We start from the raw sequence: 15144 nt of genomic DNA on the forward strand, positions 1-15144 counted from the left end.
TGTCGTCTACGCGGCGAAGCGTTGCGCGTCCGCGTGTTTGAAATCGAGTCCGCAGCCGGGCCGAGAGAGGTCCGGCGCAATGGCGCCATCGATCGCGCGGGGCGCGCCGTCGAACAGCATCTGCTCGATGCGGACGTGATCGTGAAACCATTCCTGATGCCGCAAGCGAGGCGCGGCGCACGCGACATGCAAATGCATCGCGGGCGCGCAATGCGCGGAGAGCGGCACATGAAACGCATCGCACAGTGCCGCGACGCGCAGAAATCCGGTGATGCCGCCGCAACGCGTGACGTCGGCCTGCAGCACATCGATCGCTTGATTCGCGAGCAGCGCGCGGAAGTCGTCGAGCGTGTAGCCGTATTCGCCCGCCGCGAGTTCCATGTGCGCGGGCAACGCATTTTTTATCGATGCGAGTCCGGCGATGTCATCGGATGAAACGGGCTCTTCGAACCACATGACGTCGTGTTCCGCGAACAAGGCCGCGTAATGGAGCGCCTGCTTTCGATCGAGCGCGCCATTCGCATCGACGAAGAGTCCCGCATCGCGGCCGATCACTTCACGCGCGACAAGCACGCGGTCCGGATCGCGCGAAGGTTCGCTGCCGATTTTGATCTTGACCCAGCGACAGCCGTTTTCGTGTACCCAATGCGCGAGCTGATCGCGCATGTCGTCGTCGGTATAGGTCGTGAAGCCGCCGCTGCCATAGAGCGGCACGCGCGCGCGCACGATGCCGAGCAGCCGCGCGAGCGGCATGTCGAGCAGACGCGCTTTCGCGTCCCACAGCGCGCAATCGATCGCGGAGATCGCCGTGGCCGCGAATCCCGAGCGGCCGATGTTGCGCACGCGCTGTTGCAGGCGCAGCCAGAGCGCGTCGATATGCCAGGCGTCTTCGCCGATGAGCAGGGAGCCGAGCGTCGCCTCAATGAACTTCGCGACGCTCGCATCGCTGTACGTATAGCCGATGCCTGTCTTGCCCGCCGCGACAATCTCGACGATGACGAGCGTCGTCGAATTCCATGCGAAGGTGCCGTCAGCTTCGGGCTTGTCGGTGGGAATGGTGTAGGCGCGCGTTCGAATCGTTTCGATCGGCGCCTCGCGCTTGGACAGATGCATGAACGATCACTTTTCCTTGTGGCCCGGCAGCACTGCGCCCAGCACCTGCTTCGCCGTATCGACGATCACATGGCTCTGGCTCGGATCGCCCTTCATGAGCGTGGTCGCGAACGCCTTCGCCTGCGCGATCGTGATATGCGGCGGCAGCGGCGGCACGTTCGGATCGGCCTTCACTTCGATCACGACGGGACGGTCCGCCGCGAGCGCTTCGTCCCACACGGCGGCGATGCGTTCGTCATCGTCGACATAAAAGCCCTTCAGCCCGATCAGTTCCGCGAACTTGTGATAAGGCACCGACGGAATGTCCTGCGATGCCTCGAACTTCGGATCGCCTTCCATCACGCGCTGTTCCCACGTGACCTGATTCAGGTCTTCGTTGTTGAGGACCATGCAGATCCAGCGCGGATCCGACCATTGCTTCCAGTACTTCGCGACCGTGATGAGCTCGGCCATGTTGTTCATCTGCATCGCGCCATCGCCGACGAGCGCGATCACCGGCCGCGCAGGGTGCGCGAATTTCGCCGCGATCGCGTAAGGCACGGCCGCGCCCATCGATGCGAGGCCGCCCGAGAGCGAGCACATCATGCCGCGCTTGACCTTCAGATCGCGCGCGTACCAGTTCGCGACCGATCCGGAATCGCTCGTAACGATTGCGTTCGCGGGCACGCGCGGCGACAGTTCCCACACCGTGCGCTGCGGATTCACGCCGCCTTTCGCGGGCTCTATCGCGCGCTTTTCCAGCTTCTTCCACCAGTCGCCGATCCAGCTTTCGATGTCCTCGCGCCACGCGTGATCGGTCTTCTGTTGCAGAAGCGGCAGGAGCGCGCGCAAGGTCTCCGCGCTGTCGCCGACGAGATTGACCTCCATCGGATAGCGGATCGACAGCATGTCCGCCTTGATGTCGATCTGCACGCCGCGCGCCGCGCCTTCCTTCGGCAGGAATTCGGAATAGGGAAAGCCCGAGCCGATCATGAGCAGCGTGTCGCATTCGGTCATCATCTTATAGCTCGGCTCGGTGCCGAGCAGACCGATAGAACCGGTGACGAAGGGCAGGTCGTCGGGTAGCACAGCCTTGCCGAGCAGCGCCTTCGCGACGCCCGCGCCGAGCTTTTCTGCTATCGCGATGACTTCATCTGTTGCGTGCAGCGCGCCCGCCCCGACGAGTATCGCGACCTTCTTGCCGTCGTTGAGCACGTCAGCGGCGCGTTGCAGGTCGTCGTCCTGCGGCACGGTCTTCGGCGCGCGATACCCGACGCCCGAATGCAGCGTGCCGTGCTTGCGGCCTGGCGGCTCGTAATCGAGGTCCTGCAGGTCGTTGGGCAGTACGAGCGCCGTTACCTTGCGCTCCGATAGCGCGATGCGCACCGCGCGATCGACGAGGTGACGAATCTGCGAAGGCACGCTCGCCTGTTGAACGAAGGCGCCGGCGACGTCCTTAAACATCGCGGGCAGATCGACTTCCTGCTGATAGTGTCCGCCCAATGCCGCGCGCGCCTGCTGGCCCGCGATGGCGAGGACGGGCATGTGATCGAGACGCGCATCGTAGAGACCGGTGACGAGATGCGCCGCGCCCGGACCCGATGTCGCGATGCACACGCCCAGCTCACCCGTGAACTTCGCATGCGCCGACGCCATGAATGCAGCCATCTCTTCATGACGCGCCTGAATGAATTCGATCTTGCCTTTAGCGCGACTGAGCGCGCCGAATACGCCGTTGATGCCGTCGCCGGGATAACCGTAAATGCGACGCACGCCCCAGGCATGCAAACGATCGACAAGGAAGTCGCCCACAGTCGCAGCCATCGCTTTCTCCAAAAATCGCCTCGGTAATTGGCCTACAACTGCATAACGATCAGAGAGCGTAGGCACGACGGTCTCTTTGACGCAATACCTATGCCGTCGCGCGTCACCGCGCGAGCATTTTTCCCTCTCATTCGAGAAAGCTTGATGACCGGCTCACGAGTAACGTCGATCCACCTGACGCGGCGATCGATAATGTGTCCGGCGACGCCTTTGCAAAACTTCCAAACGTTTGTAAATCAGGCATGTTGTGACATATCGTGTTGTAACGGGGCCGTGGTTCGCGCGGTGTCGTGAGAAGGCCATTTGTGTCACAATCTGCGCAGAATCTCAAACCGCAGGTTGCAATGAAATTCCCGCGCTGGATAGACCGAAGAACGATACTGCACGGCAGGCGACTCTGGCTCCACTACGGGGTGTTCTGGCTCGGAGCGGTAGCGACGGGGCTGCTCGCTGTGCTCTATGCGCGCGTGATCGATTTCGGCTACGACACATTTCTGCGTTATACGCAGCAATTCTGGTGGCTGCCGCTCGTATTGACGCCAACGATGGCTGCTACGGGGGTCTGGATCACGCGTAAGTGGTTCCAAGGCGCCGAAGGTAGCGGAATTCCTCAGGTGATCGCCACACTTCACGCAGGGCGTGAGATGGGTCCGCGCCTGCTCAATCTTCGCATCCTCGTCGGCAAGATCGCCGTGTCGTTTCTCTCGATTCTGGGTGGGCTCACGATCGGACGTGAGGGGCCGACTATTCACGTGGGTGCTTCACTGATGTTCACGCTTCGATGCCTCTATCCGGCGCGCCTGCGACGCATGGGCGGGGCAAGTCTTGAGCGCAGGCTGGCGCTCGCAGGCGCCGCCGCAGGGCTCTCTGCCGCGTTCAATGCACCCCTTGCCGGGGTTGTTTTTGCCATTGAAGAGCTCACGCGCAGCTTCGAGCAGCGCACCAGCGGCGTCTTGATTACCGCAATCATTTTTGCCGGCATCGTGTCCCTTGGGCTGCAGGGCAACTATACGTATTTCGGCTCGATCGATGTGGGTAGCCACTTTCCGGATCTGCTAGCCGCGGCGGTGGTTCTCATCGGCGTGCTCGCCGGTGTCTTGGGTGGCGTCTTCTGTTGGCTATTGCTCAATACGCGCCGGTGGATGCCCGAGGCGCACCTCGCCTGGCGGGCAAGCTACCCTGTGCTCTTCGGGGGGCTTTGCGGCCTGGTCATTGCGGTCATCGGCGTCGCAACAGCGAACCATACCTTTGGCAGTGGTTATGCGGAAGCACGCGGCATGCTCGAGGGGAGGGTGCAGTTGGGCGTCGAGTATCCGATCCTCAAAATGGCTTCGATGATCGGTTCCTACCTGCCTGGCGCTCCAGGCGGACTCTTCGCTCCATCGCTTGCTATCGGCGCCGGGATTGGCAATGCACTGCATCTGCTTTTCGGACAGATGCAGCTGCCGATGCTAGTGGCTTTGGGCATGGTGGGTTATCTGGCTGCCGTTACACAGAGCCCGATCACTGCATTTATCATCGTTATCGAGATGATTAATGGCCACGCACTGGTCATCTCTCTGATGGCAACTGCGTTGATATCTAGCCAGGTCTCGAAGTTTTTTGCTCCGCCGCTTTATGAAGCGCTCGCTCAAAAGTATGAGTCGGCAGGCTGATGGTGTCGCGAGGGGCCGTAAAGGATCGCCAAAGACGCCCCGAGCCTCGAGCGGGCCTACCCCTGTGCCTCGACGCTGCTGGCTAACCAGCCAAACGCGCGGTACTCGGCGAAATGCAAGGAGGCCAGCTCCAGCAGGCAGCGTTCGCCTTTCGGTGTGAGGTGAACTTCAACTAGCCGCCGGTCGGCTTCACCGGGCTTGCGAAGCACGAGTCCCGCTGCCTCGCATCGATTGACTAGCGCTGCGGTGCCGTTGGGCGCTGCTTGGAGGCGTTCTGCAATCTCGCCAACAGTCGCCCAGCTCTTTCCCGGAAGGCCCTGCACATGCAGAAGCAGTTGATACTGGAGCGGTGTAATGCCGGCTGCGTGAGTGATCTCCTCGGAGTATCGGAGAAATTTCCGGAGCTGATACCGGAAATTGGACATCGACTCGAGGTCTCGTTTGGTAAGAAGGCCGCCCTGAGCGCGACTCTTTCGCTGATTCATGAGGGTAAGTCTCGTTTCGAGATGGCGGAAACAATGGCTCCCGGTCGTTCAACTGGCCACATGTTAGCAGAGCCCGACCTTTATCGAGCATACCGCTTAAGAGCGCAAGTGAAAGCGGCACGATGTGACATGTAGCGAGCCTACCGTCTTGCACGGCCGCCCCCGCCGGCTCCCTATGGCTTCCAAGACTACGTACGCGGAACACCGCTTGCTGCGTGTTTGCACCCTGATGCGGACCCGTTGGGTGTGCAGGGCAAGCGAGCGTTGGAGACCTTAGCGTCACCTTCGTCTGGTCTCATGTGCACGGGAGAACCTTCGATGCCAATATACGGATCGCCCGCCGCGGCGTCGATATGGCTTGCGCTATCCGTGCTATCGGCCATTATCGTCGCTTTCGACGTATGGCTAGGCGGACACCGGCAGCCGATGGTCATTATGTCCGTCGTCTGGCCGTTGACGATGCTTTACTGGGGTCCTGTTGGCCTGATCTTTTATTTTTGGTTTGGGCGGTCAACGCCGGGTGCTGAGAAAGCTGAACCTCCGATGTGGCAGGCCACCTTTCTCGGCGCGACCCACTGTGGCGCCGGATGTGCCCTGGGCGACTTCATAGGCGAATGGCTCGCGTTTGGGTTCGCAGTGACTATTGCCGGCTCCGCGTTGGCTGGGAAACTAGCGTTGGCCTTCGCGCTCGCCTACCTGCTTGGCATCGCTTTCCAGTATTTCTCTATTGCACCGATGCGTAGCTTGGGACTGCGCGACGGCATCGTTGCGGCTGTCAAGGCAGATACGCTTTCCCTGCTCGCTTACGAAATCGGTATGTTCGGTTGCATGATTGCTTTCTCCGAATGGGCCGCGTCGCTGGAGCCGACGAGCGCTGCATATTGGGTGCGCATGCAAGTGGCAATGGTCGCAGGTTTCGTCACGACCTATCCGGTCAATTACTGGCTGATCAAGCGTGGCGTGAAGGAGAAGATGTGAGCAGCGCACCTCGCCTCACTGCTCGGTCCGCCCGTTGTGGATTGGCGCTGACGATTGCGCTAGCTCACGACAAGGCTCGGGCGGGATTTGACGCGACGGCCCATGTGGCGACGTCCCTTGCCGGCACACAAACACCGCTCGCTTACTTCCTTCACAGCAAAGGTCCTGCGACCGAGCCGGTCCTTTACCTAGGATGGATACTCGCGACCATCTGCACCGCCGTGTGCGCGATCATTACCGTTATGCTGATCATCGGGATGTTTCGGCGCCGTAAGCCTGAAGATCCAAGGTCGCTGAGCACCGAAGGAGGCACGAGCTTCGTTTATGTTGGCACGGCAATCTCCACAGTCGCCCTCCTAGGCATTACGGTGTATATGCTCGTCGTGCTCGCACGTGTCGCCCAACCACCGAACGAACCGGCGATGACTGTCACTGTCACGGCTTACGACTGGTGGTGGAAAGTCGACTACGGCGATGGTCCAAGTCATTTCTCGAGCGCGAACGAACTGCATATTCCAGTGGGCGTGCCGGTGCTCATCCTGCTGAAAAGCGCGGACGTCATCCACGCCTTCTGGGTGCCCGAGCTATCAGGCAAGACGCAAGCCATACCTGGCGTGACCAACCGTCAGTGGATTCAGGCGGACCGCCCCGGCGTATTCCGAGGGCAATGTACCCAGTACTGCGGCCTGCAGCACGCGCATATGGCCTTCGAAGTGTACGCCCAGCCGCACACGGACTTTGAGCATTGGATAGCAGCGCAGCGAATGCCGGCGCCCGTCCCGGCCAATGCTCAAGCGGCGAGGGGAGCCACGCTGTTTGAGAAGCGTTGCGCGGGCTGCCATACGGTTCGTGGCACCCGTTCCGCTGGCGTACAAGCGCCCGATCTCACACATGTGCTGTCCCGCCGATTGATCGCCGCCGGTACGGTCGCTAATTCGCCGGAAAGTTTGATGCAGTGGGTGCAGCACGTGCAGGAAATCAAGCCCGGTGCGCTCATGCCGGACATGAAGCTTTCGCCTGCGGAAGCGGGCGATCTTTCGGCCTATCTCGCTACTCTCAGGTAAGGAATAACGATGTCCGCGACGAGTGATCGCAGCGTGGTGCAGTCGGGGCGGGTGGCTTTCCGGCGAGAACCGGAATACGGCAGCGTGCCCGAGGGTTCGGACGCGGAAAAACGTCTGCGTGAAACTTGGGAAGGCGAGTCTGGCTGGCGCGGATTTTTTACGACGGTGGATCATAAGAAAATCGGCTTGCGGTACATCGTTACAGCTTTTGCCTTTCTTCTTATCGGTGGGGTCGAGGCCTTGCTGATGCGCCTGCAACTGGCGCGACCGAACGAGACGCTCCTGTCGCCTGAGCAGTATGCGCAGCTTTTCACTATGCACGGCGTGACGATGATATTTCTTTACGCCCTGCCGGTGCTGAGCGGCTTCGCTAACTTCCTCTGGCCGCTCATGCTCGGTTCACGTGACATGGCGTTCCCGCGCCTGAACGCGCTGTCCTACTGGTTGTTCTTGTTTGCGGGACTTTTCCTCTATTGCAGCTTTCCGTTCGGCGAGGCTCCGAATGCGGGGTGGTTCAACTACGTGCCGTTCTCCTCGCTCGAATATAACCGCGGACCCAATATCGATGTGTACTCGCTCGGTATGGTCCTGCTAGGCATATCGACGACGGTAGGCGCGGTGAACTTCGTGGTTACACTCTTTCGCATGCGTGCGGTCGGCATGTCAGTTGATCGCCTGCCGATCATCGTGTGGGGAACGCTCACGATCTCGTTTGCCAATCTTTTCGCCGTGCCGTCCGTGAGTCTTGCATTTCTATTGCTGTGGATGGATCGCAATGTCGGCACGCACTTCTTTGACGTCGCCGCCGACGGCCGACCGCTCCTTTGGCAGCACTTGTTCTGGATGTTCGCGCACCCTTGGGTGTACGTCGTCGTGCTCCCGGCGATGGGCATCGTCTCCGATGCATTGCCAACCTTTTGCAGGCGGCCGCTGGTTGCGTACGCCGCCGTGGCAATGTCAACAGTCGCCACGATGATAATCGGCTTCGAGGTGTGGATTCATCACATGTTTGCGACAGGCATCGCGCCGCTCGCACTGGCGTTCTTCGGCGCGGCAAGCGTGCTCATTTCGATTCCGAGTGCGGTGGCGGTGTTCGCGTGGATCGCGACGATATGGATGGGCCGCCCAGTTTTTACGGTCCCATTTCTTTACTTCGCGAGCTTTGTCCTGATGTTCGTGATAGGTGGTGTCTCCGGCGTGATGACTGCCGCCGTGCCGCTCGACTGGCAGCTGAACGAAACGTACTTCATTGTGGCGCACTTGCACTACGTCTTGCTCGGTATCAATGTCTTCCCCGTGCTCGGTGGCATTACCTACTGGTTCCCCAAATTCACCGGGCGCCTCATGAATGAGCGATTCGGGAAGATCGCCTTTTGGATCGTATTCATTGGCTTTAACGTGGGCTTTTTCCCGATGCACATATCGGGTTTGCTTGGCATGCCCCGACGCGTCTATACCTATCCCGAAGGAATGGGGTGGGACACATCCAATCTCGTCACGACCATTGGCTCATTTTTGCTCGGTATAGGCATTGTGCTATTTGCCATCAATGCGTTGCTCTCAGCCCGCCGCGGAAGTAAAGCCCCGCCCAACCCGTGGGACGCCTCAGGTCTTGAGTGGTCCGTCTCGTCGCCGCCGCCGCCCTATAACTTCGCCATGCTTCCGATCATTGAATCACGCCATCCCATGTGGGAAGATCGAATTCAACCGACTGGCCGGCGTTCGCATCTGAAGGAAGGGTACCTGCTGCATCACGGCCGGGAGGCGTTGGGCGTCCATCCGTTCAGCGGCAAGCCAGACGTCATCTTGAAGATGCCGGATGACGCATGGTCCCCTTTCCTCCTTGGCGTCTTCGCCGCATTCATGTTCCTCGCATTGCTGCTGCGTTCACCTTCATTCACGATCATCTCTTTCGCCGCGAGCGGCGCGACGCTGATTGCGTGGATGTGGCCGCGTCGGTCATTGGCGCAGCGCGAACCGCCCACGCCCAAACAGGTGACTGCGGCGCCGAGTGCGCTAAAGGATGATGCACTTCCCGTGGGCAGCGCCGGCGAACACTCCGGCGGGTGGTGGGGTGTTCTCGCGCTTGTCGCCACAGAGGCAAGCCTCTTCGGTTATCTGCTCTTTAGTTACTTTTACTCGCAATCCCAAACGCAGCTGCCATGGCCCCCCGAGGGCATACCGAAGATCGGCGTTGGCGCGCTGAGTACCGGCGTGCTTGTCTTGAGCAGCGTGTTCACGTGGTTCTCCGAGCGCACGCTCAAGAAGAACAAGCGATGGTGGGCTTTCGCATGGTTGCTGGTCGCAATCGTACTCGGGACTCTTTTCGTCGGCGTACAACTGAAGGAATGGCACAACCATCCGTATGGATTGACTGCGCACCTCTACGGTTCGCTTTACTTCACCATCACCGGCTTTCACTTGGCGCACGTTCTAGTGGGACTGGTAATCCTGATCTTGTTGGCAATATGGATCGCGTTGGGCTATTTCGACGAAGCGCGCAATGCGCCGATGCGCATCGGCGGCCTTTACTGGCACTTTGTCGACGTGGTGTGGCTGTTCATTTTCACCGCGCTCTACGTGACGCCGATTTGGCTCAGGGGTCAGTGATGCATCCGCACGTCCCCACAGACGAAGGACTGACACAGGTGGAGAAACGCCGCCTATGGATTTATGCTGGTGCGGGATTCTTTATCTCACCGGGTGCATGGCTCTTGCAGGTCATCGTTTCTGAGACCGTTTCCGCGCAGACGTGCGATGCAACGACAACACCGCTCCGGTCGCCGGGTGTCACCCATATGCACACATGGTTGTACGCGACATCGGCCCTGGCACTTGCGATTTCGATCGTATGCGCGGCACTGTCCACGTACGGCTTCGCTCTCTTGCACGCGAGGCAAAACAGTATCAGAGCGCAGGGCGATCCTAACGAACTGAAGGAGCAACCGCGGCGCGAACAGGAAGAGATTAGTCGAAAACGATTCATCGCGCTATGCAGCGCATTGATCGGTTGTGGATTTGTGGTGGGACTAGTGTTCACGATCCTCGCGGAAGTGTTCCTCGATTCTTGCAGTCAATGGCACTGATATGAACGCGCCAAGAAGCTCGAAGCCGACCACCGTCCTGCTGTTGCTACTTGTGGCACTCGCCGTTGGCGCGTGTAGCGGAAGCGCTGATGATCATTTGCCGACTGCCGTCACCGCGCAGTCGCCCGCGACTAGCGATCCGAAGCTCGTTGCGCGTGGCGAATATCTTGCAAAGGCGGGCGACTGCAGCGCATGCCACGACGCGGCTGACCATACCCCGCTGGGTGGAGGCCTGCCCGTCAACTCGCCTTTCGGCCCGATCTATGCGAGTAACATCACGCCTGATCCCACATTCGGCATCGGCCGCTACTCGTTGAAGGAATTTTCCGATGCCCTGCGCTACGGCAAGCGCCGCGATGGAAAGCGCCTTTATCCAGCAATGCCGTACGCGTCGTTCGCGAAAATGACCGACGCTGACGTGACGGCGCTGTATGCGTACCTGATGCATGGCGTGACGCCCGCAGCGAAACGCGCGCCGCGGACGCACTTGCCGTTCCCGTTCAATCAACGCTGGGGTATGCTGTTCTGGACTTTCGCTTTCGGTAACCGCGATGAGTTTTCACCTGATCCCAAACAAAGTGCTCAGTGGAATCGCGGCGCGTACTTAGTCCAAGGGCTCGGGCATTGCGGCGCCTGTCACACGCCGCGTGGCCCAGCGTATAACGAACTCGGATATAGCGAGGCGTCGCCGTTATACCTAACCGGTGGGGTGGTCGACCATTGGTTAGCACCCAACCTCACCGGCGATCCGGGAAGCGGATTAGGGCGCTGGTCACGGCAAGACATCGTCAACTTCTTGCGCACGGGCCACGGCGCTGGCACGATCGCGTTCGGCGCGATGGCGCCCGCCGTGGAGGACAGTACCCAGTATCTTACCGATTTGGACCTTAACGCCATTGGCGAGTATCTCAAATCGCTCCCCCCGCAGCAAGCGTACGGTGCCTACGACAACGACGCGCGTGCCAAGCTACAAACTGCGCGCAGCCTTGAGACTGGAGAAAACGAACGGCCTGGCGCAGGTATATACCTGTCGTTCTGCGCCCGTTGCCATCAGCCCGACGGGCGCGGCGAACCAGGCAAAGTGGCGGCCTTGGCCGGCGCCCCTCTCGTTCTGGCTGAAGATCCGACCTCAATCATGCGCATCGTCATTGAAGGCAGTAAAAGCCCTGCCACCGAAACCGGCCCCGCAGCGCAGAAAATGCCTGCCTTCCATCACGAGCTGACGTCGCACGAGATTGCGGAGGTGATCAGCTTCATCCGGAGCACATGGGGAAATCATGCGGCGCCGGTCTCCGACCGACAGGTCGAGCGGCTTCGCTCGGAGATTCATAAGTAGTGGCCTCCCGACGGGAGGTTCGGCGGCGCAGTCGCTGGGGCTCGCCAAACAGTCGAAACATGAGAGCTCAAGACAACATTTCTGTCGACCTATTCCGTTTCGAGCCGCCCCGGAACACCGACACTGGCTCCCACTGGAATAGCAGAAAGAGGTAAGGCGACTCCGAGGAACTTGCACCGGTGCGCGATGGCGCTGAAAGAGCGTGGAGCCGAGGCCGAGGCCCTGCGGACCGTTGCACCGCTGCCGCGCTTGACAAAACTGCTCGCAGGGGTGATCAGGTCCCGCTGGTGTCGTAGCTACGACGGTGCGCCTCACATCTCCCACTTCTAGCTGCGATGGAGCAAACCCCAATATCACCCGTACAGGTAGATATGGCACACTGTGCTATATCAACATTGTGCGTCACGGTCGTACACGGCATAGAAGCCTAATGGATGCGGAAAACGCCCGATACCTGCGGAAACGACCGATAATGCTTTGGCGAGGATCTCGATGAAGTACCTTTCTTGGTTGCCGAAGCTATGGATCGTCGACGCTTTGTGTGGCTTTGTTGAAGTCGCCAACACTGCCCCGGGACTCATCCACGGAGCATTGACTTGTGACGAAGTGGCGCAGCTGAATGACCAAGCATCGGCAAGCCGACGTTACTTTTCGACATACGACCTTCAGCATCGCGACCTTTTCGTGACTGTCGAGCACGCTCGTCCGGCGAGTGCAATCGGTCCGGACCGTTCTGCCTCGCTGGATGACGCAACTTTGTACGGTGCCGGCGCGACCTTTATGCAGCGAGTAAGATTTGGCGGCGGAAGCTGCGCGCTGACAGCGCTGGGCTATTCTGCTCCTTCCGCCATTCATCCCTTCGAAAACGATCCGTGATCGGCGGCTTGTAGTGAATCCAGTTTTTAAGCATGGTCAGAACTTCCGCGCTACTGTCGATTTCGACTCTACTGTTGTCGAGTGTTTGTCACGCCGATGGCTACGACCATACGGTCATTTATACAGGAAAGGCCAATAATGGTGCCGTCGTGCATTTGCGGCTGTTCGAGGGTGACACCGGAGCCGGTGAGGCAATCGTCCAGTCTCGATTCCAGGTGAATCGCTTTTACGAAACGTTGACCTACCGGGTGGCGTGGGGGCGAAATGCGCTGGCGGGGGCGGGCGACTCAGTTCGCGCCTGGCTTCCTGGAAACCCGGTGGTGCACCTGTAATGCGGAGCTCGGAACCTGGCGCGTGCATCTGAGGAATCCTTCGTAATAAATGCTCTCGGCGTATCTGCGCAGCAATGGGAGCGCACCATTGAGGAGGGTGGTTGAAGAATGGAAGGTTCTGACGAGCCAATCCTACCATCGCTCTTGACGCTGATCGAGGCAACGCGCGCCGAGCGCTACAATTGACGTTCACCAGCGACCGAAGGGCCACGCACAGCGAGATGTTGCGGAGCGATCGGCAAGCTACCCGTACATCGAGATCTTCGGCCACGTTGCAAGCGACCTTGCCTCCTTCGTCTTCTCGTGCGGCGGCCGACTGTCCTCGCAACAATCATCGATCTCAAATCGTCTCTCACTACAATCCTTCACGATATTCTTGTGTCAGCCGTTCTATTTTCAGCGCCGATAGACGATCTGCTCGTGAGGCGTTGATGTTGTCTCTAGGCAATCGAAAAGCGGCTCGTGATCGGCTACGATTTGGGCTTGCAATCGGCCGAAGACGCGATCACGGCAGTACCGAACCTGTTGCGTTGCAGGGCCGGAGCGGCCGGCGATGCGGTGCATCGGGCGCCGAGTCGACGCAACATGGCACTTAAATTCGTGGGCGCGCCGATTGTTCAAAATCACGCTATCGACGCCGATCGTCGCTGGAACGTTAGAAATCTCCGCGAACGTTTAGAAAAGAAGCAGGTTATGCCGCTCAACGACAAGGTCGTCGCGGTCGTCGCTGCATCAGAGAAGCAGAGAATATCGACCTCGCGCCTCACATCTCGTGTGAACTTACTCCGCCGATGGAAAGGACTCAGGCCTTCGGGATATCCTAACGTTAAGCAGAATTCAGGGGTGTCTCGTTATGATCGCTCGATGGCAGTGGGTGTTGAAAAGGATCAGCAAGCGATTGTGGTTCCGGACAGGACTTTTCTCGGTGTTGGGCGTCGCAACGGCTTTGCTAGCGCTGGCAGTCAAGCCTTATATTCCAGACGACCTCTCCGCACGCGTCGGCGCCGATGCAGTCGACAATATTCTCGGCATCATCGCTTCAAGCATGCTGGCTGCGACGACATTCTCTCTGAACATTATGGTGTCGGCCTATGGGTCTGCGACTACAAATGTGACGCCCCGGGCCACGCCACTGCTTGTTGAAGACACCACGACTCAGAATGTCCTGGCCACGTTCATCGGTTCGTTCTTGTTTAGCCTGGTGGGCATCATCGCCTTAAGTACCGGCCTTTATGGCAGGAACGGCCGGGTCGTGTTGTTTGCAGTGACAATTGCGGTCATCGTGTTGATCGTTTATACACTCCTACGATGGATTGACCATCTTGCCCGTCTGGGCAGACTTGGTGAAACGTCCGATCGCGTCGAGGCAGCGGCAATCGCCGCGCTTGATCAGCGACTCAAGCATCCCTATCTAGGCGGCAGTCCGTTTCCGGGCGATGAGTTTCTAACATCCGGCCGCGCTGTGTATTCTAATTCGATCGGTTACATTGAGCATATTGACATTAAGGCTCTCGGTGAAATCAGTCAAGCGTCGTCCACCGCTATCGCCCTTCGTGTCCTTCCGGGAAGCTTCGTCGATGAGCACACTGTTCTGACCCACGTCGAAAGATTGGATGGCGGGGATGTCGAGTCCATTCGGGCCGCGTTCACAGTCGGCGTGCGGCGCTCGTTCGATCAGGATCCGCGTTTCGGCATATCGGTTCTTTCTGAGATTGCGTCGCGTGCGCTTTCTCCGGCTATCAATGATCCCGGCACCGCGATCGACGTCATTGGAAGAGGGGTACGCATCCTTTCACGGTGGGACCGGCGATCGGAGTTAAATGAGGAGCCGTTGCAGGGCTGCGACCAAGTTTTCGTCCCTGGTCTATCCCTTGCTGATCTCTTCGACGACTTCTTCGGTCCATTGTCCCGCGACGCAGCAAGCATGCTGGAAGTAGGCATCCGGTTGCAGAAATCATTGGCGTTGCTTGCTCGGAATGGGGACACTTCGTTCGAGTTGGCGGCTGTGCGTCACGCTGCGCTCGCGCTGAAGCGAGCCGAGATTGCGCTCGACCTTGAGGAGGATAAAATTCAATTGCGGCGGCTGGCTCTGAAGGTGCGTGCCGTTGAGTAAGTTATTTGTAGAATTCAGTAAATTGCGGCTCATGGTGCGGATGCAGAGTCACTCTACTAGGGTCTGCCCAGCATTTCTGGATGTAGGCACGCCCGCACCATAGCCAAATAGCGACGATCGGCAAGCCGCCTTTCAAAATACTCAACTGTTGTGTGATCGGACTCTTCTGTTAAGCGTGCACCGATTCGGACGCCGGCGAAGAAGGTTTTCGCACTCAGTCGGATAGAATGTTTCGCCACGGCAATGCGCACATTGCGCGTCGCGTCGGCCCAGCGAGACTCGATACAAGTAGCCACCATTGCG

Annotated in this window: 12 protein-coding genes; 9 read left to right on the forward strand and 3 right to left on the reverse strand. The window is 59.3% G+C overall.

Annotated features, from left to right (window positions below):
• Positions 1–6: 6 nt before the first annotated feature.
• Entirely contained in the window at positions 7–1113 is a 1107-nt protein-coding gene (locus tag QCE58_RS32625; protein ID WP_250522538.1) for an enolase C-terminal domain-like protein, read from the reverse strand.
• A gap of 6 nt (positions 1114–1119) precedes the next feature.
• Positions 1120–2916, reverse strand: a complete 1797-nt coding sequence (locus QCE58_RS32630) for a thiamine pyrophosphate-requiring protein (RefSeq protein ID WP_250522537.1) — start codon at positions 2914–2916, stop codon at positions 1120–1122.
• Positions 2917–3260: 344 nt separating this feature from the next.
• Between QCE58_RS32630 and QCE58_RS32635 the strand changes: the two genes are divergently transcribed.
• On the forward strand, positions 3261–4571 hold the full coding sequence (locus QCE58_RS32635; protein WP_250522536.1) for a chloride channel protein: 1311 nt from the start codon (positions 3261–3263) through the stop codon (positions 4569–4571).
• Positions 4572–4627: 56 nt separating this feature from the next.
• Here QCE58_RS32635 and QCE58_RS32640 read toward each other — a convergent pair whose 3' ends face one another.
• The gene (locus QCE58_RS32640) at positions 4628–5056 is read right to left on the reverse strand and encodes a MarR family winged helix-turn-helix transcriptional regulator (protein ID WP_250522535.1); all 429 of its coding nucleotides are present in this window, start codon (positions 5054–5056) and stop codon (positions 4628–4630) included.
• Between the two features lie 318 nt (positions 5057–5374).
• Here QCE58_RS32640 and QCE58_RS32645 point away from each other — a divergent pair, with 318 nt between their 5' ends.
• The 8 genes from QCE58_RS32645 (at position 5375) to QCE58_RS32680 (ending at position 14841) form a co-directional block, all read left to right on the forward strand.
• Positions 5375–6034, forward strand: a complete 660-nt coding sequence (locus tag QCE58_RS32645; RefSeq protein ID WP_008344645.1) for a DUF4396 domain-containing protein — start codon at positions 5375–5377, stop codon at positions 6032–6034.
• Entirely contained in the window at positions 6031–7098 is a 1068-nt protein-coding gene (gene coxB / locus QCE58_RS32650) for a cytochrome c oxidase subunit II (protein ID WP_250522534.1), read from the forward strand. The genes QCE58_RS32645 and coxB overlap by 4 nt, the downstream gene beginning before the upstream one ends.
• A gap of 9 nt (positions 7099–7107) precedes the next feature.
• Positions 7108–9708 (forward strand): cytochrome c oxidase subunit I, encoded by a 2601-nt coding sequence (gene ctaD / locus QCE58_RS32655; RefSeq protein ID WP_250522533.1) that lies wholly within the window; start codon positions 7108–7110, stop codon positions 9706–9708.
• Positions 9708–10184, forward strand: coding sequence for a hypothetical protein (locus QCE58_RS32660; RefSeq protein ID WP_250522532.1), 477 nt, complete (start codon positions 9708–9710; stop codon positions 10182–10184). Before ctaD ends, QCE58_RS32660 begins: the two co-directional genes overlap by 1 nt.
• Position 10185: 1 nt before the next feature.
• Complete coding sequence (locus tag QCE58_RS32665) at positions 10186–11520, forward strand: cytochrome c (RefSeq protein WP_250522531.1); 1335 nt, start codon at positions 10186–10188, stop codon at positions 11518–11520.
• A 492-nt stretch (positions 11521–12012) separates the two neighbouring features.
• Positions 12013–12396, forward strand: a complete 384-nt coding sequence (locus QCE58_RS32670) for a hypothetical protein (RefSeq protein ID WP_250522530.1) — start codon at positions 12013–12015, stop codon at positions 12394–12396.
• Between the two features lie 32 nt (positions 12397–12428).
• Positions 12429–12728, forward strand: coding sequence for a hypothetical protein (locus QCE58_RS32675; protein ID WP_250522529.1), 300 nt, complete (start codon positions 12429–12431; stop codon positions 12726–12728).
• Between the two features lie 853 nt (positions 12729–13581).
• The gene (locus QCE58_RS32680; RefSeq protein ID WP_250522528.1) at positions 13582–14841 is read left to right on the forward strand and encodes a DUF2254 domain-containing protein; all 1260 of its coding nucleotides are present in this window, start codon (positions 13582–13584) and stop codon (positions 14839–14841) included.
• Positions 14842–15144 lie beyond the last annotated feature (303 nt).

It is taken from the genome of Caballeronia sp. LZ028 (assembly GCF_031451415.1).
GTDB classification, from domain to species: Bacteria; Pseudomonadota; Gammaproteobacteria; order Burkholderiales; family Burkholderiaceae; genus Caballeronia; species Caballeronia zhejiangensis.